Source organism: Novosphingobium sp. 63-713, from assembly GCF_001898925.1.
Taxonomy (GTDB): Bacteria; Pseudomonadota; Alphaproteobacteria; order Sphingomonadales; family Sphingomonadaceae; genus Novosphingobium.
Window position 1 is genome coordinate 1 of the sequence record NZ_MKVS01000037.1, and the last position, 24656, is coordinate 24656.

Below are 24656 nucleotides of genomic sequence, written 5' to 3' on the forward strand. Positions count from 1 at the left end.
TTGCAGCCCAAACAGTGGGTCAGTCCGCGACGTCACAGTCACATGAGTGATAAGTCGATCAAGATCAGGGGTATTCCCAATTCCTTGGCTCCCCGATCAATTCGTGCCAACGGGCTATCGGGATCTGGCTGGTTACCAGCGTAGAGCGTTGACCGTAGCGGTCTTCCAGAATTTCAAGGAGATGGTGCCGGGCATTGGCATTGAGGTGCTCAAGGCCCCAGTCGTCCAGAATGAGCAGATCGACACGGGCAAGGCTCTTCATCCGCGTGGCGAGACGGCCATCGCCTTTGGCGAGGGCGAGTTCATCGATCAGGCGTGGCAGCCTTGTGTAGAGAACGGAGCGATTATCGCGGCAGGCCTTGTGGCCAAGAGCGCAGGCCAACCAACTTTTCCCGATGCCCGCGGGCCCGATAATGGCCAGATTTTCGTGGTTGGAGATCCAGCTACCTTTTATCAACATCTCGAAGAACCGGCGATCAAGTCTGCGCGGATGGTGATAATTGACGTCCTCAGGTATGGCATGATGCCGTAGCCGGGCCTGTCGAAGGCGCAGCGCCAGGCGCCGGTCATTGCGCCAGGTGGCCTCGTGATCGAGCAGCAGCGCGAGCCATTCCGCATGGCCGAGGCTCGCTGCTTCATCATTGGAGGCAAGATCGGCAAAGGCCTTTGCCATGCCGATGAGGCCAAGCTGGCCCAGCAAATCCAGGGTTGGGTGTTTCAGCACGTATCTTCCTTTCAGTGGTAATAGCCCGAGCCCCGGATATTGGTGTGGAGGATCGGCTCGTGTTCCGGGGCTGGTGACACGGGCACACGATCGAGCCCCTTTTCGAGGATCGATTTGATGGAAGGATAATTGCGGGCCTGAACCTCCAGCGCGCGCAAGGCGGCGGCCTCGAGCCGGTCAGCACCAAAGCGCTTTTCCAGCCCGATGATGCCCAGACACGAGCGATAGCCCTGTTCGGGATGTGGCCGGTTTTCGATGATCTTCTCGACCAGCAGCGACATCATCGGCCCGATCCTGCTGGCTTCCTCACGGATTTTGGCAGGAGTCCAGTCGCCATAACGCCGGTGGCTGGCAGGCATGTGCTCGGCGATCGTCGTGTGTCGCCCATTGCCGGCCCCGCGCATGTGGACGGCGATGCGCTCGGAGCCGAGGAATATCTCCACAGTGCGCGCCGTAATGCGGACTTCCACCTCACGTCGGGCATAGCGACAGGGCACGGAATAATGGTGATGCTGGCAAGCGATGTGATAATCGAGCCCGACCCGGCAGCGCTTCCACTCAGCATGGGCCCATGGCTCGGGTGGCAGCGGCTTCAGGTTGGGGACGTCGATGTCCTCGAACATCTGGCGGCGGGTTTTCCCGAACTGGCGCAGCACCCGTTTGTCATTGAGATCGGCCATGCACTCGCCAATCGCCACGTTGATCTGCGCCAGACTGTAGAAAACCCTGTTGCGCAGCCGCCCCAGCAGCCAGCGCTCGACGATCCTGACGCAAGCCTCGACTTTGGCTTTGTCCCGAGGCTTCCTCGGCCGCGCCGGCAGCACTGCCGTGCCGTAATGACGCGCCATATCGGTGTAGCTGCGATTGACCATGGGGTCGAAGTGGCAGGCTTTGATCACCGCAACCTTGGCATTATCGGGCACTAGCAGCTGCGGGGCCCCGCCGAAGAACGCGAAGGCGGCATTATGGCTGTCGATCCAGTCGGCCATCTGTTCGGTCCAGGTCGCATGCGCGAACGAAAGACTTGAGCCGCCCATCACCGCCACGAACAAATGCGCGCGCCGGATCTCGCCGGTTCTGCGGTCCACCACCACCGGCACCGTGTCGCCAGCATAGTCGACGAACAGCTTCTCCCCGCCGCCGTGCTTCTGGCGCATCACCAGCGGTAGCCGTCCCTCCCAGCCCCTGAACAGGTCGCAGTACCGGCTGTATCGGTAGCCATCAGGATACTGGGCGATGTATTCTTCCCACAGAACCTGGAGTGTCACATGTTTGCGCTTCAACTCGCGCGCCACTGTCGGCCAGTCAGGCTCGGGCAGTTTACGATGACCGCGCTTTACACCAACCGTGCCATAAAGGCGGCGCTCGAGTTCCTCGTCGCCTACCTCGGGCGGAATGGGCCAGGCGAGGCCGCTCTTCTCGAACCGGCTGATCATATCCCGCGCCGTCGAGCGCGCAACACCGGTCAGCCGCGCAACCTCGCGAACCGCCAGCCCTCCGTCCCGGTACATCCGCATCACTTCGCGCAATGCGCGCATCTTCGCCCTCCTCGTCGCCATCCATTCCCTCCAGCTTGTCCAAAGCCAAAAGGATGGTCTCAACGATCAGGCTCGACACCCAAAAAGGTGGGCGGGCATTAATCGGAATAGGTGGGCGGGATCAGGTCGGAATCCCGGGCGGGAATTCCTCGGAATGGGTGGGCGGGATCGTCGGAATCCGCATAAATGATCCGGCGCACATCGGCAGGAAACGCAAAGAATGGAATAACTTGCTCCCAGGCACGGCGCCAACTTTGGCCGATGGCAGGGTATTTCTGCCCCCAAGCCCCGGCCTCAAATTCCCCCAGAGCCGTCTCAGCCGCTTGAGCGTCGATCGCCCGGTAGATGTCCTTGAGCGCCGTGGCGATGGCCTTGCGGTCCTTGTAGGAGACGAAGTCCATGGAATTGCGCAGCAAATGGACAATACAGGTCTGAACAATGGTGTCGGGAAATGCGGCGTTGATCGCTTCAGGGAAGCCTTTGAGCCCATCGACTACGGCCAGCAGGATGTCCTCGACACCGCGGTTCTTGAGTTCATTCATCACCCGGAGCCAGAATTTGGCGCCTTCATTTTGCTCAATCCACATGCCCAGAACGGCTTTGGTGCCATTGGCCATGACGCCCAGCGCAATATGGATTGCCTTGTTGCGGACCAGCCCTTCATCGCGGATCTTGACCCGAATGGCATCAAAGAAAACAAGCGGATAAACTGGATCCAACGGGCGCTGTTGCCAGGCTGCAACCTCATCAAGGACCGCATCAGTGATCGTGCTGATCAAGTCCGCTGAGGCGTCCATGCCGTAAATCTCACGCAGATGCTCAGCGATCTCCCTAGTGCTCATGCCTCGCGCGTACATCGAGATAATCTTGTCATCGAACCCGGGGAAGCGGCGCTGGTACTTGGCGATCAGCTGAGGATCGAAGCTGCCTGTCCGGTCGCGCGGGACCTCGATTTCAATCTTGCCGGTCCCCGTTGATACTGTTTTGCGGCCATAGCCGTTGCGGCTGTTCTCAGCTTCGCCTTCAGCGCCAAGATGATAATCCATCTCGGCGCTCAGGGCCTTTTCCGCCAGCGCCTTCTTCAAGGCGTTCATCCAATCCGGTGAGTTCAGGGCGCTGGCGGCGTCCATCCCTCCCAGCAATTGGTCCAGCAAGTCATCGGGGATCGAGGGGGCTTTGCGTCGTGCCATAATTAGGGGATCTTTCTACCCTTTAGGCCGCCCCGTACACGAAATTCAGGACACTCCCGTTTGGGTTCATCTACGACTGCGCTATCTACGTACGGACACCTTCCGCGCATCCTGCGACTGTAATGGAAATCGGCTTCAACAGTTTCAGGCCTTATGTCCACCAGCCTCCTCAGTTCTAGCGAAAAGCGGCCAAAGGTTCTCGTCACCGACGATGATGCGGCCATTCGCCGTTCGTTGCAGCTCTTGTTGCACGCCAAAGGCTATGATGCGCAGAGCTACACTACCGCGTCCGCCTTGCTCGCAGATGACGATGCGCGCTTGGCGGACTGCATCATCGTCGACTACAACATGCCTGACATCAACGGCCTCAGTTTGCTCCGCGCTCTTCGAGCAAATGGGTGGAAGGGGGCCGCTATCTTGATCACGGCCTATGGCAATGATGAACTGACAAAGCGCGCCAAGGCATGCGGATATGCCGAAGTTATCGCGAAACCCTTTATCAGGCGGCCCATCCTCGACGCACTGCAACGCTTCTGCGAATGTCGTCAGGCTGGCGATTGTGCGCATCAAGGCGGCGGTTGCGCACCTGATTGCGATTGCTGAACGCGCCCCGGACTTATCCGGTTGAAGTATCCTTGCGCCAGACGAGTGGGAGCGCAAAGAGCAAGACCGTACAAACGGCGATAATGCTCCAGAGGACAGTTTTGTGCCATTCGCTGCGTAGGAATGCCGTCGCGATTGGAACGCCCACTTGGCTAATGCTCGCAAAGCCGTGCTGAAGGCCAAGTCTGAAGCCCGAACGGCTTCTAGAAGTGCTGATCCAGAAGCTGGCAATCAGTCGCAAAGTCGCTGCACTCCACCCCGCAGCAAAGATTGTGGCCGCAATGGCAGGGCCAGTGCGCGCAGCGGAGAATTGCCAAAGCGCGACGCCTTGTACGATCAACATCACCGCCGCGAGGGCGACAGGCCGATCTACAAGCCAGTTGAACCGGGCATGGAAGCCTTGGGCACCCAACATGGCCAGACCGCAAAGACTTAGCATCCATGCGATATGCTCACGCTGGAACAGCGCATCGGGGCGATGCAGAACAAGGCTGAGATGAATGGCTGCGAGGCCGCCCGTTCCGGTGATTGTAAGACCCAGCAACAGTAAGACGAGCAACGTCGAATTGTCATTTGTGGGCAGGTCGTCGTGGGGCACTCGACAATAGTGGCTCTCGGACGATCCAACCATCACCACGGAGCCCACTAAGCCTATGCCGATACCGAAAGCCAGAAGCGGCAGCTCGGGTAATATCCGTGCCGATCCCTCGGCAAGGAGGGGACCCGCAAAGTCTCCAAGGAACAAGGAGGCTGTCAGTATCGTAAAAAGGCCCGCCTTCTCATGCGGATCGCAGGCGACTTGATGGCCGACCAGAAGGCAGAGCGGAACAATCGCGCCAAAAGCCAATCCCGCGACGGCACGCAGACCATATAACACAACAAGTGACGTAGCACCGGTGAGCGCCGTGGATACCGCCAGCGCCATGACTGCAAAAAACAGAAACAATTGGAATCGGTAGCGGTCGGCAAGTGCCCCGGCGAAAGGGGCCGCGATCATGCCGCCCAGCGGGAAAATGGCGCTCAGAACGGCCACGTGCATCGCGTGATTGATCGCGCCCCTGCCCCCAAGTTCCTGGTCAACAAGGTCAGGGAGCCAGGGGAGAAATGCCGTGTTTGCCGCAGCTGCCGCACCTACTGCCAGCATTGCAGGAGCCACGGCTACTTTCACGGATCGGCGGGGCGGACTGTCAGTGTTCAGACGGGTTCCAGTATGTGCAGAGAGCTTGGGACCTCCCCTTACCACCACAAACGCAGACCAGCTACAAACCGGTGCTCGCCTGGTCCTTCTCCACGCGACCGCCTGAAATCAGCAGTGCCCCCGAGCGCTCGTTCCCAGACATAGCCGATGTACGGTGCGAACTTGCGCGAAACCTCGTAGCGCATACGCGCGCTCAATTCGACGTTGCTGAACCCGCTGCCCAACTCGCGATCTAGGGATTGCTTGCTATAGACATTGGCCTCGACCTGAGGGGTGAGGATCAAACGATTGGTCAGCAGCGCTTCATAAGACAACTTGGCACGAGCCGCCAAGCGCCCGTCCGAGCCTACATAGCCCGTCAACTGCACATCAAACCAATACGGGGCCAAACCCTCTACGCCGGCAGCAAGCCAGGTAGTCGCTCCCTTGCCGATATCCTGGCGCACACCGACCAACGTTCCCCAATAAGGCCCGGTCGAATGCCACCAGAGGGCTTCGGCGCTCGATTCGGGATCAAGCCGTTCTTCCTTGCTATTTTTGAGGCCCTGAGACCTGAGCCATAATTTGTTGCTGTCGGTTCCATTGGTCAGCAGGACCGACCAACCGATACCCTGACCTTCGTTGCCGCTGGCAAACTCCAGTTCGTCTACGAGAACTTTCGGGATCGAGATCTGATCGGCCATTTCGTAGTTGGGCAAAGTCGAATTGCGGTAGCCGTCAGAATAGTCGTCGGAGTTTCGCGCGTCCGCAGGGGCCTTGCCGCCCTGCATCCCGCCCATCTCCATTTTCGTGGGAGCAGCGGGCATATCCATGCCCTGCATGTCTCCCGACATATCCATTCCGGAATGACCTTCCTTCGGCGCAGGAGGAGCTTCCTGTGCGGCCGCAGGAAAGGCTGCGGCGAGGCTTGCGATAGCGGCAAGAACAACAAGGTTCGTTGTGGTGCTCATGCGACGACAACCTCGCGGAACATGCCGGCAGCCATGTGGTAAAGCAGATGGCAATGGAATGCCCATCGGCCCATGGCGTCTGCGGTTACGCGAAAGCTCAGACGCTGCGCAGGCTGCACAACGATCGTGTGCTTTCGCACCTGGAACATGCCCGCCGCGTCCTCCAGGTCACTCCACATCCCGTGAAGATGCATGGGGTGGGACATCATCGTGTCGTTCACGAAGGTGACCCGCAGGCGCTCGTTTGGCCGGAAATGCAATGGCTTGGAATCGTTGAGCTTGATCCCATCAAGCGACCAAATGAACCGCTCCATGTTACCCGTCAGGTGCAATTCGATATCACGTTCAGGCTCGCGGGGATCAGGGTCTCCATTCGGGCTCTTGAGGTCGGCATAAGTGAGCACGCGCCATGGACGACCGCGCAATCCAGCGCCGGGATCGTCGAGATTGGTGCGCGGATAATCCACCCGCATGTCATTGTTGGCGCCATACTCGGTGCGCGCATGCTTCGCCAGCGGCGGCATCTCCATCATGCCGTGACCAGTGTGTCCGCCATCCATGGCCGCCATCGCGCCCATCATATCGATAGGTTCCAACCAAGGGCGCTGATCTAGGGCAGGAATCGGGCCGGTCATGCCCGGTGAGGGCGCGATCGTGCCCCGCGCAAAACCAGTCCGGTCCATCGATTGCGCGAAGATCGTGTAAGGTTTGGCGTCGGGCATAGTGAATTCGACATCATAGGTCTCGCCCGGCGCGATCCGGAATTCGTCGACAGTGACCGGCTCCACATCCTGTCCATCCGTTGCAACGATCGTCAGGGGCAATCCCGGAATGCGTACGTCGAAGAACGTTGCGGTGCCAGCACCGACAAAGCGTAAGCGTACCCGCTCGCCGGGGCTGGCCACCCCAGTCCAATTGCCTGCCGCCGTCGTTCCGTTCAAAAGATAGGTATAGGTAGCGGCCGAAACGTCGCTGTAGTCAGTCGGATTCATCCGCGACGCATTCCACATCTGCCGCTTCTTGATCGCCGCCGCGAGCCCCACTTCCCGGGCATCCTTGACGAAGTCGCCGACAGTGGGCTGTCCGAAATTATAGTAATTACTCTGCTTCTTGAGATTGAGGAACACCTGCAAGGGCGGCTCATCGGTCCAGTCGCTCAGCATCACGACATAGTCTCGGTCCGGAGGCCTGACCTGACTTTCCTTTGGCTCGATCACGATGGCCCCGAATAGCCCAGTCTGCTCCGCGAGCGTATGGGCATGGTACCAGAAAGTGCCGGTTTGATGGATGGGAAAGCGGTACGTGAAAGTTTCGCCCGGTGCGATCCCGCCAAAGCTGATGCCCGGCACTCCATCCATCTCGGCCGGTACGATCAGGCCATGCCAGTGCACGCTTGTCATTTCGTCCAGCCTGTTGTGGACTCGCAGCGTCACGGTATCACCCTCTCGAAAGCGCAACGTCGGCGCGGGAACGCGGCCATTCACTGCCGTCGCAATACGACGTTTACCCGTATAATTTACGGGCAAGCCTGCAATCTCGAGATCGAATTCCGTACCCGAAAGTGCGGCGTCGCCAGCTGGTCCGGAGGCCCAGGCGGGCAACGCAAGACTGGAGGCCACCCCTCCAACAAGGAGTCCTTGAACAAACAGTCGACGTCCAATTGCAGGTATAACGAGTGACATATCCACGAGAAGGAAAGCCTTATAAAATTGATGTTGGATTGTTAGAATGCAGGATTTCAGTAGATTTTTTCATAGTTCTATTATGGTTACGCGGGATGCTTAACCAATAGATTTTCTTGAGATCGCCATCTACTATATGAGTATGGGCGAAATGCTCGTCGAATATCTGATCGACTTCCACATGTCCGAGCAATTTGCGATACCGGTGCACCTACCGATATACTTCCAAAACTTGGCCCTGATGCGCTCCATCAAGCCTTCCGAGGCAGACCACCGCTCCACCAGAATCGACACGGACGTCCTCGCCACGCATGAAGAAGCTATGGCCGATGCCAAGCGCATATGCTGGCGATACTGCAACGATTAGTGCGGCGATGCATGTTGGGTCCGCCGCAGGCGCGCGCGGCGGGCCGCTCAGCCCCGGACTTTCCCGTGAGTCGAATTCTACATGTCGCTCATTGGCATGGGCTTATCCGCCGGCTTCATGCTTTTGGGTGGGCAACAAGCCTTTCCAGATGGCATGGGCATCGGTGTCGGGCTTTGTGCAGCGTCGGGTGCCATTCCGCCTCCAGAAGATTGCTGCATGTTCTGCATGCCCATTTGATGATCATGCATCATCCGATCATGCATCTGCTGCGCGCCATGATACATGCCCTGCATGTGTTCACGACTTTGAGACGCCGTCCCCGGTGCGGGTGTAGCTGTGGCCTTGGGCTTTGGCGCCTGCACCACTTTCATTCCGGGAGGAAGTTCATCAGCCAATACGTAACCGGTGCCAGCCACAGCCAGCCCAAAAAGGGCAAAATAAATTGCTGACCTACGCATATTCCGATCTCCAGCCATTGCTGCGTTACTTCGTGAACAACAAATTGAGACCACGTTGATGCAATGCTGGCATCCGTATCGGTATACGTAATGTGCGAAGCTAGATCCTATTATCCCATCGCCGCCATGTGCCTGCAGCTTTCCGAACAGCTCCGACAACTCTCTACACAACGTGCCAGAGAGGGGGCGCTACCTTGTTGGCCACAGGCACGGGCACACCTCTCACAAGCCTCGGCACAAGCCTGACAGAGCACCGTATGCAAGGGCGAGCGTCTGATCATGGAGTTTGCCGTAGTTTGGCAGATCTCCGCACAATCGCTCAACATCGCAGCGAGTTGCAATGCAGTGGCGCTGGCCCCCATCACGGTAAGGCCAGCGGCTGTCTCCAGGCACATCACATGCGACGCCCAGCACAGATCGATGCAATCCTTCATCGGCATGGGCATGCCGCGTTCGCCATCATTCTTGCCGCTGGCCTGACTGGTAACACCTGCCACTAACAAAACAGCTCCCATCCCCAGTAGTTTTCGTCTTTCCAACATGTATTCTCTCCGGATCAAGGTAAAATTCACTCATCCAGACACTGAATTTATTCGCCTGTAATGCCGTAATTGGAACCCACGCTACTTGCAGGAGAATTTGAAGCCTGCGAGATTGTGGCATGCTACGACATTATCGTCCCAGCCGGACGCGAGCCGACGCTGTCGGCTCGCGTCCAGTCAAAGTGAAACCGTGGGCGCTCCTCCGCCCATTTTGATCACATATCTTTCATTCCCCCGCCCTGCATTCCCGCGCCAGGATCTGCCGGTGGGGTGCTGGGGGCTGGCGAAGCAGGGTGGTTCATGCCTGGCCCCATCCGCATGCTGTCGTGATCCATCTTCTGCCGCTGATCTGTTTCCATGCGATGGTGCATATCTTCCGCTGCTGCTGTGGCACTTGCAGCCGCGGCGTCATCACGCACAGATGATGTCTGGCTATCTGTGGCATTTGTTGCCGCGCTGGACGTTGAGGTCGGCGGGGTCCCCTTATCCTTACTGTTACAGCCGGCAAGCACAAGGGTGCCTGCCACTACCAGACTGCCGGTCATCCACCGAGCCTTACGATTCCAATTGGTCATGATCGATCCTTTCACACGAGTTGGTCCACTGGGCATTCTGCCAAATCACTGTTCAAGTGCTCGACAGAACTCTTCTCGGTTCTCAGCCTCATCCAGAGGGGTTGCGAACAGGAACCTTGAGAGGCGCTTGATTGATCGACAAGCCACTGCTCAACTTGCCTTAAGCGGCCGATGTTGTTCTCTGCGGCGATCAGTTTTTCGCGGGTTACAGCCAGCAAATCTTCGACGCGCGACGGAGCAGCTGCGGATGCTTCGAGCAAGTTTCGCGTCTGCTCGAGCGTGAAACCGAGATCCTGCACCGACCGAATGAATTTCAGACGGGCAAGCTCATCGTCATTGTACAAGCGGTATCCTGCCAGACTTCGCGAGGAGGCCTTGAGAAGGCCAAGCCGTTCATAGTAGCGGATCGTGTCGCGACCAACATCCGCAGCAGCAGAGAGTTCACCAATCTTGAAATTGGCCATGGCATCCGTCTCCAATCCGCAGGCCCAAGCTTATCTTTCATTTGTACCTGCAGCCAATGATGTTCACTCTTGCCGATCGCCGCCTTTTTTGGGCGTGTTGTCTCCAAGCAACGCTGTGCGTTCACTGACCGATCAATGGTGTCGTTATAAATCTATAATATCGATCATGTTTATTTCACCATCAACTACCGATACATGAGCATAATGGTCATCTATTATCTGATCGATTGATACGTGACCTACAGTCTTCTGGCGATATTGCCCGGCGTGACGCCTGCGAAGGTAGACCGGTGCGGGGCGATAGATCTTAAACACTTGTCCGATTTCAGCACCGTCAACGCGGCCAATGCAAACAATGGGCCCGCGATAGTCAATTCCGATGATCGAACCTCGCATGAGCCAGGTATGGCCAATGCCTTGAGCGCTTGCTGGTACGCTGGCTGCGAAGAGGGGCACCTCAAATGCCATCATCACGTGAGCCTTGGCCACGCAATCCTCCAGTTCTTGTCACCAGCGCCGGTTGCTGCTGGCCCCTCCGTGCAGAGAACCCAACAGCAGCACGTTCAGGCGTCGGTCATGACCACGAGGGATCAGTGGCTGCGGCCCAGTTCTACGATGTCGTTCTTCGCAGGCATTCCGTCCACGACAGTGACATGGGCGAAATGGTCATCAAAAACATGGTCGATGCGAACATGACCGACATCTTGGCGATGGTAGCTAGGAGCGCCTGTGCCCTTGTTCGGACCCGGGTGATAGACGGCACGGACCACATTCAGGGTCTGGCCAACTTCTGCGCCATCGGCCTTGCCGATGCAGACGACAGTGCCGGTCTTGTCGACGGCGACAACAGTACCGCGCATGAACCACGTGTGGCCGATACCTTGAGCGAGAACCGGCGCAGCTCCCAGCATCGAGATGCCGGCAATCGCAACCATGAAAGACTTCTTGATCATGTTCGACTCCTTCGTGAATTTTTAAGGCCGCCCCCAGGCCTTATGGGGAAGAGCTGTTCTTCAAAGTCCGGAGTAAGGACCAAGCTCCAAGCTCAACATACGTAATGGTCACATTTTCATGAGCCATGCGCGCGGGAGGTGAGATCGCCCCAGCTTCCGAGAGCAGGCGTGGTACATGTCCAATCTAGCTCGTGCCGAATCCGTTCGGCCAGACTGGCAGAGGCACTCGCCTCTCCGTGCGTGACGAACGTCATTTTCGGTGCTTGCGGCATGCCAGAAAGCCAACGCAAGATCTCGTTGCAATCAGCATGGGCCGACAGCATCGAAAGATTGGTTACTTCGGCAAAAACCGGCACAACCTCGCCATAAATCTTTACCGAGGTCGCGCCAGCGACAAGCGCCGCGCCTCGGGTGCCGGCTGCCTGGAAGCCTGCAAAAAGCAGCAGGTTCTTCGGATCCGGGGCAAACTGTGCAAGGTGGTGAAGGACACGTCCGCCAGTCGCCATGCCACTTGCCGAAATGATGACCTTGGGATTGCTATCCGCCGTCAGCGCCTTCGACTCTTCGGCATCGCGTACATAGTGCGCTACGGCGCACGCGGCTTTGCATTCATCATGCGACAGGCGATGATCCCCTGAGTTTGCGCACATGATGCCGCTGGCGTCGATTGCCATCGGGCTGTCGAGGTAGACAGGCACGCCCTGAAGGCGGCCGGCCTTCTTCAAGAGGGACAGGTAATAGAGGAGCGATTGGGCCCGACCCACCGCGAAGGCCGGGATTACGACCGTCCCACCACGCGCTACGCATCGCTCAATACACTCACCCAAGGCTACTTCAGGCGAAACAGCGTCATGCTCCCGATCGCCATAGGTAGACTCGACGATTAGAAAGTCAGCCAATGGCGGAGGTGCGGGATCGAACATCACAGCGTCGTCATAACGCCCAAGGTCGCCCGAAAAGACGACCTTGGTTCCTTTCCAGTCGATCTCGATCGAAGCTGCTCCGAGAATATGCCCGGCGCGGTGGAAGCGGGCAGAGACACCTGGGGCAACTTCGATGAACTCACCGAATTCCACTCCCTGAAAATGCTCCAGTGCGTTCAACGCATCGTTCTGGGTATATAGTGGCAGCGCAGGTTGATGCCGCGAATATCCTCGACGGTTTGCGAACTGGGCATCCTTTTCTTGCAGGTGGCCGCTGTCCGGCAGAAGTAGTTCACAAAGCTCGGCTGTTGCCCGGGTGGTGAGAACCCGGCCCCTCCAACCATCACGGACCAAACGCGGAATGGCACCGGAATGATCGAGATGCGCGTGCGTCAGCAGGATCGTCTCTACCCCTGCAATTTCTGGCGGAGGGGGAGCCCAGTTGAGGTTGCGTAAATCGCGACCGCCCTGGAACAGTCCACTATCCACCAACAAGCGCGTGCTGTCATCCTCGAGGAGATAGCGCGATCCGGTGACGGTGCCGCTCGCCCCGAAGAACCCGATCGCCAATCCTCCGCCAGCAGGTCTTGGCTCCACCTCAAACGTGGCTTGAGGGGCCCCGCTTGGCACGAAATGCCCCCGAGTTTTGTCCTTCTGGTGTCGATTCTTGTGCCCGTGCATGGACATCGCTCCCGCGCTTGTGGATTTCTGCATGGATTGGCTAGCCCATTGGGCTGCGACCATACGTAATGATCGCAGACGGACACAGCCGGGAACATGTGATGTTTACATATGGCGCGGCATTCGTCGCGCCAGCACTGAGACAGTCTCGCGAACGCAGCCTGAAAAAACCGATGACCACAAGATACATGCTTTGAACGGGACAAGAATGTGACTCCAGATGATACCCCATTCTGCAGCGCTCTAACGCCACATCCCTGTGAGCATTGCTTCCCCAGCCACCACGCAGCGGATTTGCCATCTTACAGGCTCGCCGCCTTGGATCAGGACTTCATTCTTGGGGACTCAATGCGCGGAGTTCGCTTCATGCTCGAATACGAGAAGGTGGAGGAAGCGTTGCGCGAATGGGGCGTCCTTTCAACCATTGTCGTATTTGGAAGTGCTCGCGTTCGAGAGGCGCAGACAGGCAGGAGGGGCGCCTGGTATGACGAAGCCCGCAAGTTCGGCCGGCTCGCCTCCAAGAAGGGGGGCGCGCTGACCCGCAATGGTGGCAAACGCATGAACGTGATCGCCACAGGAGGAGGACCAGGGATCATGGAGGCGGCCAACCGCGGCGCCCATGACGTCTGCGCGCCTTCTATCGGCTTCAATATCACGCTCCCTCACGAACAGGTCCCAAATCCTTACACGACGCCCGAACTCACATTCCGTTTTCACTATTTCGCGATCCGCAAGATGCATCTGGCCATGCGCGCCAGTGCGCTGGTGGTCTTCCCAGGTGGATTTGGAACCATGGACGAGATGTTCGAAATTCTGACATTGCGGCAGACCGGCAAGGCTCCTAAGGTCCCTATCATCTTGTTTGATCGAGCTTATTGGCAAAGCGCCATCAATTTGGATGTTTTCGCCGAGAACGGCATGATCGACAGCGAAGACCGCGACTTGTTTTCGTATGCCGATAGCGCCGAGGCTCTCTGGGCAACCCTCATTGACCAGGGGCTCAGTCCGGCTATTTCCGACTAAGCCCCTGCCCGGCTCCACCCGACCTGCGGGGAATTCCGCGCTAGATCCGAAGCATTCGTTATATACGTATATCGATGCCAATCTTGATCGCCACATAAGGCCCCTGAGGCTGGCCTAACCAAGGCTGCCAAGGAAAGGACCGCTGTATGCGCAAGACAACGATGATTTTTGCCGCCCTAGGGTTGCTGGCTTCCGGCACCGCTCCGGCATTAGCCGATCAAATGCCCCCCGGCATGAAGGATTTGCCCGCTCACAAACATCCTGCAAAGCCGAAGCCCAAGCACTCTGCAGGGTCTCAGCACCGTCCGGCGGGCCAGACGGGCGGACATAAAATGTCCGGTGGTCACATGATGTCCGGAGGGAATATGATGAAAGGCGGACACATGATGCAGGGGGGGCAGATGCCAATGACCTCGCCGACGCCGCCTGCTCCCAAGAAATCAGGTGGCGGCTGCTGCTGAATACCGCGATAACTCCGAGATAGTAATCGCTGGCACCTCATGCTTCCAAGGTCCGCCGCCTCGTTGGGTGGCGGACCTTTATCATATTTAGATAAGCTTACATCCTTTGGGCTCGCAATCTATTGCGTCTTGCCGAGGATCTCCATGCATCGGGAATGAGATATGTTCATGGGATTCAACCCCATGCCTTTCATCTCCTGATGGTCATGCCGGGTCCCGAGACCCATATCACTTTCCATCTTCCGGCAGCTTTCCACCTCAGCCGAGGTAGCGGGAACAGAAGCACAGGCCCCCAAAGCCATCGTGACCATGGCTGCAATTGGAATGTATTTTTCCATAGATCCGTCCCATCATGAACAAGGTGTTCCTCCTGCGGGCAGATCTTTATCGTTTCATAATGGCGCCTATCCAAATGTCAGTCAACCAACTCGGCTGCGTGAGCCGGATAGCCTGATGCAATTATGTCACAAATGAAAGGCGGGGACCGGGAAACTCCTTGCGCTTTCGAAAGCGCAATCGCATCCCTGCAGCCATGAGCCAACTAATCGAAACGAATGATCAATCCTGCGTTCCGAATGCCTTGGTGCGCCAATTGATCCTGCAGTGGCGCGAAGATCCCGGTGCGACTTACAGGGGTTGGTTCCTCTGGGAGGAGCGCCTGAAGAACTTCCGCTCAATCCGCCGCGGCATAGCACAAGTCGTATCTGAGATCGAGCAAGGCACATTTGGCGTGACCTACCGCAACTCCTCGCTGGAAACGGTCGTTCACTCGATTGCCGAACAGCGACAGATTTTTCGGGGCGCGGATCACGCTTTCCTCTGGAAGCCCAAACTACGCATACCCGATATCTACGAAGACGCCGCGAACCAGAGAGCATTTGGTCAACTGCTCGCCAACTGCGCCTGTTGCGACACCGCTGATGCGATCATCAACCACATCCACGCAATCGACCGCAGGAAGATCAAGGGCCTGGGCCCTGCGGTGGCCAACCTGCTTTATTTTCTGCACCCAACGCTCATCCCGCCGTTCAATACAGCAATCGTGAAGGGTTATAACGCCCTAGCAAACGCAAACGTGAAGCTTGGGAGCTGGCCGCACTTCCTCGCAATGCGAAGCGGGGTCATCGAATTCAATGACCGCTATCGCGATCTGCTTTCGAACGATCTCGGCGCGATCGGCGGGTTTCTGTTTGATGTCGGTTCAGGACGCTACCCTGTGCCGCCCCAAACGACCGATGCCTCCAGCGTCACCGACTGGAATGTGCGACTGCAGGCTGTACGAACCGAAGCCGAAAGCTTGAACAAGCAATCGCTTTCCAACCAGGAGAGCGACCGCACACATACGGAGGTCCAGGCTTGGCTGCGCGATCTTGGCAAGTCCCTGGGGTTTAGCGTCTGGATAGCCGCCAATGACCGGGGGCGCCTGTACCAAAATGCGCCTTTGTCGAAGGGATGCCTGGACCAACTGCCCCAGAGCCTTGTGAGTTGTCCGGGAGCAGATGCCATTCGTCTGATCGATGTCTTATGGATCGACGAAGCCAATCAGTCTGTCGCCGCCGCCTTCGAGGTCGAGCATACGACGTCGATCTATTCGGGTATCGTCCGCATGCTCGACCTGGCGCTGAGTGGCGACAGCCTTCACGCTACGGCAGGCTTGTTTCTGGTCGCACCTGACGCGCGCGAAGGCGACGTGCGAGCGCAGCTCCAGCGCCCGGCATTTAGCCGCATCGGCAATCTGGATATTGCCTACCTTCCGTATGGCGAACTTGCTCGACATCGGGATGCCATTGCGCGCTTCGGCTCGGGTCTCAAGGGGATCAAGGCTATCGCCAGCCCGCTCGGTCGGACCTGACCAAAAGCTTGTCAAAATGTGGTGTTTACGGATGGAGGGATTGAGGTCAGCGAGCCACCATGGCCACTCCTATTAAATGCGGGACATGCCATGGATTGTTGCGGCAATGACAATAAGAGGAAAAATGCTGCGCCGGAATCAGAGCGGAATGTCCGTTGGTGGTTCGAGAAACTCGCGTTCCTGACACTTTTTCTCGTCGGTGGATATTACCTTGTGACCGAGCATCGTGCTCACCTGTTTGGTTTTCTACCCTACGCCATATTATTGATTTGCCCGATCATGCATTTGTTCATGCACAAAGGCCATCACCCTGGCAGTGGAGAGGGAAAATGACCCACTCTGACACTCCAGCTTATGGCCTTTGGGGACTGGCGTTCGTCAACGCGGCGATCTTCATTTTCTTTGCCTTCAGTTTCTTCAAGCCTGAAACGAAACTCGACTGGCGCAGTTTCGGGGCGTTCAGTGCCTTTCTTGTGGCGCTATTTGCAGAAATGTACGGATTCCCTCTGACGATCTATATTTTGTCAGGCTGGCTGCAATCGCGCTTTCCAGGGATCGACTGGTTCTCACATGACGCCGGACACCTTCTCGAAATGATGTTCGGGTGGCGCGTAAATCCGCATTTCGGTCCATTCCATATTGCCAGCTTCGTCTTCATTGGTGGCGGTTTTATGCTGATTTCATCCGGCTGGAAGGCTCTGCATACCGCCCAACAGCATCATGCACTGGCAACTACCGGTCTCTATGCACGGATGCGGCACCCCCAATATATAGGGTTCATCGCAGTGATGTTTGGCTTCCTGCTGCAGTGGCCGACCTTGCTAACGCTCGCAATGTTTCCAGTTCTGGTTGTTATGTATGTGCGCCTCGCCCGCCATGAAGAGCGTGATGCAATCCGTGAATTTGGCGATCAATATAGAAAATACATGGAGAGCGTACCTGGGTTCGTTCCGAAGATTGGATACAGCGACCGCAGTCTGAGCGGTCGCTAGCGCAGAAATTAAGAGTAGCGTGTCGTGGGAACTGTCGCATAACTTCTAGTCTGGGGCCTGCTCTTCATGTTCATGATGAGCTTCGGCTGCGGCGCCCATGTCATGGGACACCATAGACGTCACAGAAATGACTGAGACATACAGCATAAAGCGGCACAAGCAGTCGATCCGGTATGCGGCATGACTGTTGACACAGCCAGCGCCAAGACTGCCGTGGTCGGAGGCCATGTATGAGATTTCTGCTCCGGGGCATGCCGTGACAAGTTCGAAGCCAACCCGCAGCTCTATGCGGCGTCTGGCAATATCGCGCCATCAGGAAAACCACGCCATGCCGCATGACCGCCAGCAGCCGGCTTTGATCCCGGTTGTCACCAGTGGGTTGGCATTGAGCCCGTTCCTCTCGGTGAGCTACATTTTGTGCATCTTGGGTTACCTTTTCCTGCCCGGTCTTCCGGTGCAGCATTCCGCCCTCGCCATTTTTCTGCCGGGGTTCCAATTGCTGAGTTGGAAGACCTTTCTTCTCGGCCTTGGCAAAGGGTCACAGGAGTCCAACGCGAAGACTGAATTGCAGCTCAATTTCAGCTATGCGCCCGGCATAGCCGGCGCGATCCCGATGGAGCGCATCTGTCGACCGCTCCTTGGCATCATTTTGGGGTTCACGGACACTACGTATATCAGTCGGTTTGAGGAGTCGTTCATCAAGGCTATCGCGGCTCGCCAGATTATCGCCGGTCGTTTTTCAACGGAGGAAAGATCATGATGAAAAGTCGCACTTCCTATCTTTATTCGCTGGCATTGATAGGCGGCGTTCTTCTGTCTCCCAGCCTTGCTGCGGCCCAGAGCCAAGGAACAGGACAGGCCTCAACCCAGCCCCCCATGTCTCCCAACGGCAGTGCAATGCCGTCCGGTGGGATGATGGAAGGTCATGACGCGATGCCCGGCATGCAAGGCGGCATGCAAATGCCTAAACCCGTTATGGCACAGGACAAGTCAGGATGCTGCGCCAAGAAGATGAAAACTATGGGAAGGTCGAAGCACAGCCCCAGACATCGCAGGCACGCCAAGCCGGCCGCCGCAAAGCCTGCACCGATGCCCGCCGACAAGCCAATGCCCATGCAGGACGATATGTAAGATTATCAGCATGAAGCGTCCGCTCCATCAAATCACTACTCACCGAACTCTCTGGAGTCGGATTGGCTACCGGGTTCTGATCGCACTGACGGTGATGCTCACATCACCGTCGGTCGTGGCGCAAACCGCTGACGAGCACGCTTCGCATCATCCAGGCGGAGGCGGGGCAGCTCCAGCCATGCCTGCCGCAGCCAGCGGCACCGACATGCCTGCAACACAACCCATGGGAGGCTCGGGCACTGACCCAATGGCCGCCATGATGAAGCAGATGATGTCACCGTCGGCCGGATCTGCCGGGCCGGGAGGTATGGGTGGCACAGCCGCGCCCTCCGGCTGTTGCGGGCCAATGGGTGCCAAACCCTTCTACCCCTCGCTGATGCAATGGCCAGCGCTGACCGACGAAGCGCGGCGGGCCGTTCGAGCCGAAGCGCTAAAGCGCCTCGGCTCGGGGACCGAAGTGCTGACTGCCGAGCAATCCCGACTCCATCACGCGCTTGCGTCCAACGACTTCGTAGCTGCCGGTGACGCCATCAAGGGGGCTCGCGAAGGCCTTGCCCAAGCCGACAGCGGCGTGAGCGCCCTCAAGGGACTGGAGGAAGGCAAGGCACCCCGCGAGATCGCTCTCACATGGTTCAAGAACCAAAATGGAATAGGCGGAGCTGAACAAATGACGACGGATAGCGGCCTTTCCTGGTGGCACATCATTGGAATGGTACTGCTCGCGGCGGCACTCCTTGCCGCCCTGCTCTTGCGGCAGGCTCGGCTTCGTCGCATCGCGAGCCTTGTCGAGCGACTGATGCCAGGGTCGCCCACAGCACAAACTGCAATTGGCGCTCCGGCTGCACCCACAGCGATGGCACAGCCCGCTGTTCTCGCAGGCATGCCACAGTTGTCTGCCGAGACTAATGCTCCGCCGCCCGCTCAACGCCCTTGGAAGGGGGTGCTGCGCATCAAGGCGATCTTCGACGAAACGCCGAACGTGAAAACGTTCCGCTTAATGGAGGCGAACGGCGGTCCCATCCCGTTCACTTTCCTGCCGGGGCAATACGCAACAATCACTTCGGAAATCGACGGACAGAAAGTCCGTCGATCCTACACGATCTCATCATCCCCCACCCAGCGCGACTATATCGAACTCACGATCAAGCGTGAACAATATGGCCTGGAGTCGCGTCATCTTCACGATCATGCCGATACCGGCGATCTCCTTGAAATATCCGCCCCCGCTGGCAGGTTCTTCTTCACGGGGAAGGAAGCCGACGGCATCGTTCTGATCGCCGGCGGCGTTGGCATCACGCCAATGATGAGCGTTCTGCGAAGTCTCACAGACCGGTCCTACGAGCACGACATTTTTCTACTTTACGGCGTGAATACACCAGAAGATCTCATTTTCCGCGATGAGTGCGATCATCTGGCACGTCGCCATCCCAAGCTTCACGTCGCGTATACCGTCGCCAAAGCCGAAGGCACCGATTGGCAAGGCCAGGTGGGCTACATGACGGCAGATTTCATAGCGGCCTCGGTACCCGACATTGCGAAACGACGAGTCCACTTGTGCGGCCCACCCCCCATGATGGCTGCAGTGAAAGAAGCGCTCGCGCAGCTCCAAGTCCCATCAGACCAGGTTAAAACCGAAGAGTTCGCTCCGCTCAAGGGTGGCCCAGTCATGGAAGCCGAACCCTCGGAACCTGTTGCGACACCGGCATTCACCGCTGATCAGGCCGTGCCGATCCCGTCTGCACACGCCACCATCACATTCTCAAAGTCCGGCAAGGCAGGCCCCCTCGCGCCGGACCAGTCGGTGCTCGAAGCCGCCGAGGCGATTGGCGTAGCGATTGATTATGATTGCCGAGCTGGCACCTGCGGTCGGTGCAAAGTGCCACTCCGCCAGGGTCAGGCAACCATGGAGGTCGAGGACGCGCTCGCCGCGGATGAGAAGGCAGCGGGAATCATCCTCGCCTGTCAGGCAAAATCGACGGGTGACCTGGTGGTGGAGGCCTGATGACCGAAACCGAAAAAATCACGGTCGGAGGCCTGGTCAGTGTGCTAACGCTGATCGTCCCCGGATTTCTTATCCATTCCGCGCCCCGCTTCCCGGGCAGCCTTGCCGGGAGCATGTTCGGGATCGCCGCCGCGCTTCTGTTCCTGCTCCTGCTGTCCTACACGGCGGTGAAGCGGCAGGCCTGGATCAAGGAGCGGACCAAAGGCTCCATCTCGCTTGGGGCGCTAATGGGGTTTCACGTCTACGCCGGCGCAATCGGGGCATTGCTCGGCATCATTCACTCCGGCCACAAGTTTCAGAGTCCGCTCGGTGTGAGCCTTGTGATATCGATGCTCGCGGTCGTCGCGAGCGGATTCATCGGGCGATATTATCTTGCGCAGGTCAGCCAGGATCTCCGGCTTCAGCAAAAAGAGCTCAAGCTGCTTCGCGACCGCTACGATGGGTTGGCCACAGTTTCCGTAGTCTGGACCCGCGATAGCGTCGTCGATCCGTCAGGACTGAGGCTCGATCATCTGCTCGGGGCCATTTCAGATCTCGAATTTACAATAATGGCACGGGATGCGATCAAGCGCACCCTCGCGCGGTGGACTGTGTTCCATGTCGCGGTTGCGATTGTGATGTATGGCCTGATGGCATTGCACATTTGGGGCGGCTACTATTACGGCCTTCGGTGGCTGCCGTGAAGCGAACCACAATCCTTTACCTGGTGCTTGCGACGATCGCGCTGCTCGCCGCCGCCGCCATCCCTTTCACCGTCTACCGATCGGGGAGCACGGCGCTGCCTCAATGGTCATCGGCAGTCCGTCCCGGCCCCCTGTCAAGCGCACACGCGTTTCTTGAAGGCAAATGCGAGAGCTGCCATACTCCCAATCAAGGCATCAAGGCCGCAACCTGTATCGCATGCCACGCTTCTGCTCCTGAACTCCTGATGAAACCAGCGACCGCCTTCCACGCCAACCTGAAGGAGTGCGCGGGTTGCCACATCGAGCATCAGGGCCGCACTCTTCGTCCGGTTAGGATGGATCACCAGATCCTCGAGGAGATTGCGAGGCGTACTACGGGACAAGCTGCAAAACTCGACTGCCAGTCCTGCCACGCGCCTCGGGATATCCATAAGGGATTTTTCGGTCCCGAGTGCGCAAGCTGCCACACAACGGAAAGCTGGAAAATCAATGGCTTCTTGCATCCCAGCCCGAAATCGACCGAATGCTCGCAATGCCACAAGGCGCCGCCGAGCCATTACATGATGCACTTCGAGATGATGGACAAGATGATCAGCGGCGAAAAACGGGCGCGGGTGGACCAGTGCTTCAGTTGCCACCAGACCGACTCGTTCAACAACATCAAAGGCGTCGGTATGGTCAAGGTGCATTGAGCGATCATTTTGCGCAGATAATTTGGCCCATCGTGGCCCTGTTACCCAAGCAATGAGCCTCGATCCGACAATCGATGAGACGCAACGGACGAGCCGCTTGACGCGCGTCGAAAGGATCAGATACGTCGTAAGCGGCGCTCCGCCCACCTTGCGCGGCGGCGGTTGTGGCAACCAATGCCCAACTTCCCCGATCTCGACGTGCTCAACGCCTGGCGTGAGGCGCAGTGCATCGCGCAATGGGCACCGGATGGGTCGGTTCGTTACGTAAGCGGCTCAAACGCCGGTCTAGATCCGTATCCATCGAAAAATCCGATCCTCATTCAGTCGGGTTCACAAGCGCGATACTCGCATTCCACATTATCCGCTTTATCTGTCTGTCCGGCAAAGCACCCCACACAGCCGGCAGATATCGGCGACGAGGGTCGGGCAAAGGCAACATCGCTACGGCATCGTCTTCGTCATGCCAGGCATATCCCTCATCATCGCGTCATGGTCTTCCGGCGCACTGGCAATCGCCGCCTGATATTGGGCGGGCGTCATACGTGGAAGTTGACGCACGAAAGCGACCATGTCCCAGATCAGTTCATCGCTATGGGTTTTACCCCAGGCAGGCATCGCGGTCAGCTTGACCCCATGCTTGATGACCCAGAATTGCTCCTTTGCCGATCTCTGCTGCTCCCGAAAAAGCTCCGGGGCCCTGGGGTAGAGTCCCTGGCTGATCTCCGACTTCTCCAGTCCCGGCCCGAGATGGCAGCCACTGCACATCTCGGCATAGAGCCCCGCGCCGCTCTGTAGCCGTTTTATATCAAGCAGGTTGGCAGAAACGCTCACATTGCGAGACCGCACGGCGATCGAGCGATCACGAAGCATTTCTATGAGCCAATAAACAGGTTTGGTGTGCGGCGCATCAGCGCCGATGTCATAGACGCCAACATACATGACCGCGCCAGCAAGCGCGCCACCGACCAGCGCCGTCACCGCAATGAAGGCTACGCTTGGGAAATGCCTACGAAGCCATGCCGTTCTAGAATCTTGCATCGCGTCCTCCTCAGCAGAAAAGCTTTTGGTCAATCCGTGTTTTCGCACCCGCCCAATTAATCATACGCGCGGGTCGTCCTTACCCCTCATCGGCAATCTTGATTTTTAGCGCGAGTTGAACGCCGTGGGCCGTTTAAAAATCTTCGCAGCATCGATGAGGGGTTGTGCCGTGCGGTGCGTATTTGCTGTGTCGGCAGTGTCGCCGCCTATAAGGAGTTAATGAGCCCGACTACCAACCTGATCAGTCAACGGAGGGCCAGAGACTATGATGATCACCCAAAGCGTCTGCCCCATTGAGGCCGAGAAAGGTCTGTAGACCTCCAATGCGTCCCTCACTCCCTCATACAACCGAAACCCGACGCCAGCACGCTGTGCGCCCGGCGACTTTTACGGGGCGAGCGGCTGAGGGCGAATCCAGTGCTTCTGACCTCTCTGTTCCACACCCACCCGCCCCCGCGCCACGCTGCGCCCCGTGGGCATCCGATTGGTCCATGCCGGCTAGAGATGGGCCACATCTGAATTAGGCACCGGCAGCTAAAACCCCTCGCCACCATCGACCTTTTTTTGGGGCGGGGTGCCTTCCTTCGAGGGCAGACCCGGCGAGCCGCGTATTTACAGTAGCGGCCCACCTCGGAGAAAGGCGCACATGTACGACTGCATTGTCATTGGAGGTGGGCCCGCGGGTTTGGCCGCAGCCACGTATCTCGGACGGTTTATGCGTTCCTCGCTGGTCATTGACGCTGGCGGTGGGCGCGCATCATCAATTCCGACAACTCACAACCTTCTCGGGTTTCCTGAAGGAATATCCGGTCAGGTTCTGCTCGCGCGGATGCACCAGCATGCCACTCGCTACGGCGCAAAAGTGGTCAATGATTTCGTCAAGGGCGTCGTCCAGACCCAGTCGGGATTTGTCGTCACCACGGCTATCGAAGAGGTCAGGACGCGGACGCTCTTGCTTGCACAGGGCGTCAAAAATCATCGGCCGAAATTGTCACAGGAGGCGCATGATCGCGGCGTTGCCCGAGGTCTGATACGCTATTGTCCGATCTGCGATGCCTATGAAATCCGCGGCAGGAGAGTAGCGGTGCTAGGCTGTTCAGAGCATGGCGCAGCCGAAGCGATGTTTGTTCGCCACTATAGCGATGCAGTGACCTTACTCACCCAAGATGCGTCCCGACTGTCCGAGGCGGAGAAGACCAAACTAACTCGAGGTGGCATCGCCACTGAGCGGGTGCCCATTGGCAATTTGTTCATCAACGATCAGGATCTCACTGTAAAGCTGGCCGATGGCCGATCCTTACGCTTTGACACGCTTTATGTGGCCCTCGGCACGTCGGCTCATTCAGACTTGGCAAGGATGATTGGTGCCGAATTAGGCCCTTCGGGCTGCATCCTCGTCGATGAGCATCAGGAAACGACGATCAGCGGTATGTTCGCTGTTGGCGACATGGTCGAAGGGCTGGATCAAATTGCCGTGGCAGCGGGTCAGGCGGCGAAAGCGGCGACTGCCATTCACAATCGATTGTCTCACCCAACTCCCCCCTGTCCGCCGTTAGTACCAACGGCACAAATTTAAGGGTGTGAAGGACAATTGGCTGGGGCTGGATGTCCATGTCGACCGTATTCGACGCCATCTCGCGCTATATCATCGCCTGGAAGTTGTGCACCAACATGCAGGCCGACGGTGTGACCGACACACTCGACTTCGCCCTCAACGCCTCGGGCTACGCCAACGCCTAACATCAACCTTAAGACGTTGCCCACATCCCGCTAGTCCAAGCGGCGAGTTGCGCCGAATGTTCTGACAGCGGCCAGTTCTGGCAGGTTTCACAGGTGGACGAAGATCCCCTGCCTACGCTGTATGGTTCGCGTTCCTGCCACGCGGAGCGTGTTTCACGGACAATACGTATAGTGCGGCAACCGCGACATTCGGC

Annotated in this window: 25 protein-coding genes and 2 pseudogenes; 14 read left to right on the forward strand and 13 right to left on the reverse strand. The window is 57.8% G+C overall.

All coding sequences use genetic code 11. The features are described from left to right. Positions 1 to 64: 64 nt before the first annotated feature. From istB to BGP00_RS16205, 3 genes and pseudogenes are all read right to left on the reverse strand, one after another. Positions 65 to 724 carry an IS21-like element helper ATPase IstB gene (gene istB, locus BGP00_RS16195; RefSeq protein ID WP_292694180.1) on the reverse strand — a complete coding sequence of 220 codons (660 nt, stop codon included), beginning with the start codon at positions 722 to 724 and terminating at the stop codon, positions 65 to 67. An 11-nt stretch (positions 725 to 735) separates the two neighbouring features. Then, positions 736 to 2262: an IS21 family transposase gene (gene istA, locus BGP00_RS16200; protein WP_292694182.1), complete on the reverse strand. Its 1527-nt coding sequence runs from the start codon at positions 2260 to 2262 to the stop codon at positions 736 to 738. 182 nt (positions 2263 to 2444) lie between these two features. After that, positions 2445 to 3452: pseudogene (locus tag BGP00_RS16205) on the reverse strand (IS256 family transposase); the annotation flags it as partial. A gap of 153 nt (positions 3453 to 3605) precedes the next feature. Here BGP00_RS16205 and BGP00_RS16210 point away from each other — a divergent pair. Then, positions 3606 to 4055, forward strand: a complete 450-nt coding sequence (locus BGP00_RS16210) for a response regulator (protein WP_292694184.1) — start codon at positions 3606 to 3608, stop codon at positions 4053 to 4055. A 13-nt stretch (positions 4056 to 4068) separates the two neighbouring features. Here BGP00_RS16210 and BGP00_RS16215 read toward each other — a convergent pair whose 3' ends face one another. From BGP00_RS16215 to BGP00_RS16225, 3 genes are all read right to left on the reverse strand, one after another. Next, complete coding sequence (locus tag BGP00_RS16215; protein ID WP_366522360.1) at positions 4069 to 5199, reverse strand: MFS transporter; 1131 nt, start codon at positions 5197 to 5199, stop codon at positions 4069 to 4071. A gap of 92 nt (positions 5200 to 5291) precedes the next feature. After that, positions 5292 to 6092: a copper resistance protein B gene (locus tag BGP00_RS16220; RefSeq protein WP_292694245.1), complete on the reverse strand. Its 801-nt coding sequence runs from the start codon at positions 6090 to 6092 to the stop codon at positions 5292 to 5294. Between the two features lie 107 nt (positions 6093 to 6199). Next, positions 6200 to 7885 (reverse strand): copper resistance system multicopper oxidase, encoded by a 1686-nt coding sequence (locus BGP00_RS16225; RefSeq protein WP_292694248.1) that lies wholly within the window; start codon positions 7883 to 7885, stop codon positions 6200 to 6202. Between the two features lie 136 nt (positions 7886 to 8021). Here BGP00_RS16225 and BGP00_RS25420 point away from each other — a divergent pair, with 136 nt between their 5' ends. Then, positions 8022 to 8252: a hypothetical protein gene (locus tag BGP00_RS25420; RefSeq protein ID WP_366522361.1), complete on the forward strand. Its 231-nt coding sequence runs from the start codon at positions 8022 to 8024 to the stop codon at positions 8250 to 8252. A 77-nt stretch (positions 8253 to 8329) separates the two neighbouring features. On the opposite strand, the gene BGP00_RS16235 is transcribed toward BGP00_RS25420, so the two are convergent. The 6 genes from BGP00_RS16235 to BGP00_RS16260 all read right to left on the reverse strand — a co-directional run bounded on the left by BGP00_RS16235 (position 8330) and on the right by BGP00_RS16260 (position 12737). Beyond that, positions 8330 to 8710: a hypothetical protein gene (locus BGP00_RS16235; RefSeq protein ID WP_292694188.1), complete on the reverse strand. Its 381-nt coding sequence runs from the start codon at positions 8708 to 8710 to the stop codon at positions 8330 to 8332. A 757-nt stretch (positions 8711 to 9467) separates the two neighbouring features. Next, positions 9468 to 9827, reverse strand: coding sequence for a hypothetical protein (locus tag BGP00_RS16240; RefSeq protein WP_292694190.1), 360 nt, complete (start codon positions 9825 to 9827; stop codon positions 9468 to 9470). Positions 9828 to 9838: 11 nt separating this feature from the next. Then, positions 9839 to 10291: a MerR family transcriptional regulator gene (locus tag BGP00_RS16245; protein WP_292694192.1), complete on the reverse strand. Its 453-nt coding sequence runs from the start codon at positions 10289 to 10291 to the stop codon at positions 9839 to 9841. Positions 10292 to 10435: 144 nt separating this feature from the next. Then, positions 10436 to 10780, reverse strand: coding sequence for a hypothetical protein (locus BGP00_RS16250; protein ID WP_292694195.1), 345 nt, complete (start codon positions 10778 to 10780; stop codon positions 10436 to 10438). A 101-nt stretch (positions 10781 to 10881) separates the two neighbouring features. Continuing rightward, positions 10882 to 11244, reverse strand: coding sequence for a hypothetical protein (locus BGP00_RS16255; RefSeq protein WP_292694197.1), 363 nt, complete (start codon positions 11242 to 11244; stop codon positions 10882 to 10884). A gap of 116 nt (positions 11245 to 11360) precedes the next feature. Next, a complete protein-coding gene (locus BGP00_RS16260; RefSeq protein WP_292694251.1) occupies positions 11361 to 12737 on the reverse strand; it encodes an MBL fold metallo-hydrolase in 1377 nt (458 codons plus the stop codon). 477 nt (positions 12738 to 13214) lie between these two features. On the opposite strand from BGP00_RS16260, the gene BGP00_RS16265 reads away from it, so the two are divergent. The 10 genes from BGP00_RS16265 (at position 13215) to BGP00_RS16310 (ending at position 21684) form a co-directional block, all read left to right on the forward strand. Further along, positions 13215 to 13871 carry an LOG family protein gene (locus tag BGP00_RS16265; protein ID WP_292694200.1) on the forward strand — a complete coding sequence of 219 codons (657 nt, stop codon included), beginning with the start codon at positions 13215 to 13217 and terminating at the stop codon, positions 13869 to 13871. 146 nt (positions 13872 to 14017) lie between these two features. Further along, a complete protein-coding gene (locus BGP00_RS16270; RefSeq protein WP_292694203.1) occupies positions 14018 to 14332 on the forward strand; it encodes a hypothetical protein in 315 nt (104 codons plus the stop codon). Positions 14333 to 14864: 532 nt separating this feature from the next. Further along, complete coding sequence (locus BGP00_RS16275) at positions 14865 to 16184, forward strand: type II restriction endonuclease (RefSeq protein ID WP_292694206.1); 1320 nt, start codon at positions 14865 to 14867, stop codon at positions 16182 to 16184. A 90-nt stretch (positions 16185 to 16274) separates the two neighbouring features. Further along, positions 16275 to 16517, forward strand: a complete 243-nt coding sequence (locus BGP00_RS16280) for a DUF2933 domain-containing protein (protein ID WP_292694254.1) — start codon at positions 16275 to 16277, stop codon at positions 16515 to 16517. Beyond that, positions 16514 to 17176, forward strand: coding sequence for an isoprenylcysteine carboxylmethyltransferase family protein (locus BGP00_RS16285; protein WP_292694209.1), 663 nt, complete (start codon positions 16514 to 16516; stop codon positions 17174 to 17176). Before BGP00_RS16280 ends, BGP00_RS16285 begins: the two co-directional genes overlap by 4 nt. Before the next feature lie 286 nt (positions 17177 to 17462). Continuing rightward, a complete protein-coding gene (locus BGP00_RS16290) occupies positions 17463 to 17936 on the forward strand; it encodes a hypothetical protein (protein WP_292923843.1) in 474 nt (157 codons plus the stop codon). Further along, positions 17933 to 18307 carry a hypothetical protein gene (locus tag BGP00_RS16295; protein WP_139797578.1) on the forward strand — a complete coding sequence of 125 codons (375 nt, stop codon included), beginning with the start codon at positions 17933 to 17935 and terminating at the stop codon, positions 18305 to 18307. The genes BGP00_RS16290 and BGP00_RS16295 overlap by 4 nt, the downstream gene beginning before the upstream one ends. A 10-nt stretch (positions 18308 to 18317) precedes the next feature. Then, complete coding sequence (locus tag BGP00_RS16300) at positions 18318 to 20309, forward strand: FAD-binding oxidoreductase (protein WP_292694213.1); 1992 nt, start codon at positions 18318 to 18320, stop codon at positions 20307 to 20309. After that, entirely contained in the window at positions 20309 to 20992 is a 684-nt protein-coding gene (locus tag BGP00_RS16305; protein WP_223806921.1) for an iron reductase, read from the forward strand. The genes BGP00_RS16300 and BGP00_RS16305 overlap by 1 nt, the downstream gene beginning before the upstream one ends. Beyond that, a complete protein-coding gene (locus tag BGP00_RS16310) occupies positions 20980 to 21684 on the forward strand; it encodes a cytochrome c3 family protein (RefSeq protein ID WP_292694217.1) in 705 nt (234 codons plus the stop codon). The genes BGP00_RS16305 and BGP00_RS16310 overlap by 13 nt, the downstream gene beginning before the upstream one ends. A 441-nt stretch (positions 21685 to 22125) precedes the next feature. Here the strand turns inward: BGP00_RS16310 and BGP00_RS16315 are convergent, their stop codons facing one another. Continuing rightward, positions 22126 to 22722 carry a cytochrome c gene (locus BGP00_RS16315; protein WP_292694219.1) on the reverse strand — a complete coding sequence of 199 codons (597 nt, stop codon included), beginning with the start codon at positions 22720 to 22722 and terminating at the stop codon, positions 22126 to 22128. Between the two features lie 646 nt (positions 22723 to 23368). On the opposite strand from BGP00_RS16315, the gene BGP00_RS16320 reads away from it, so the two are divergent. Then, complete coding sequence (locus BGP00_RS16320) at positions 23369 to 24298, forward strand: NAD(P)/FAD-dependent oxidoreductase (protein WP_292694221.1); 930 nt, start codon at positions 23369 to 23371, stop codon at positions 24296 to 24298. A 14-nt stretch (positions 24299 to 24312) separates the two neighbouring features. Beyond that, positions 24313 to 24447: pseudogene (locus tag BGP00_RS16325) on the forward strand (IS3 family transposase); the annotation flags it as partial. Positions 24448 to 24656 lie beyond the last annotated feature (209 nt).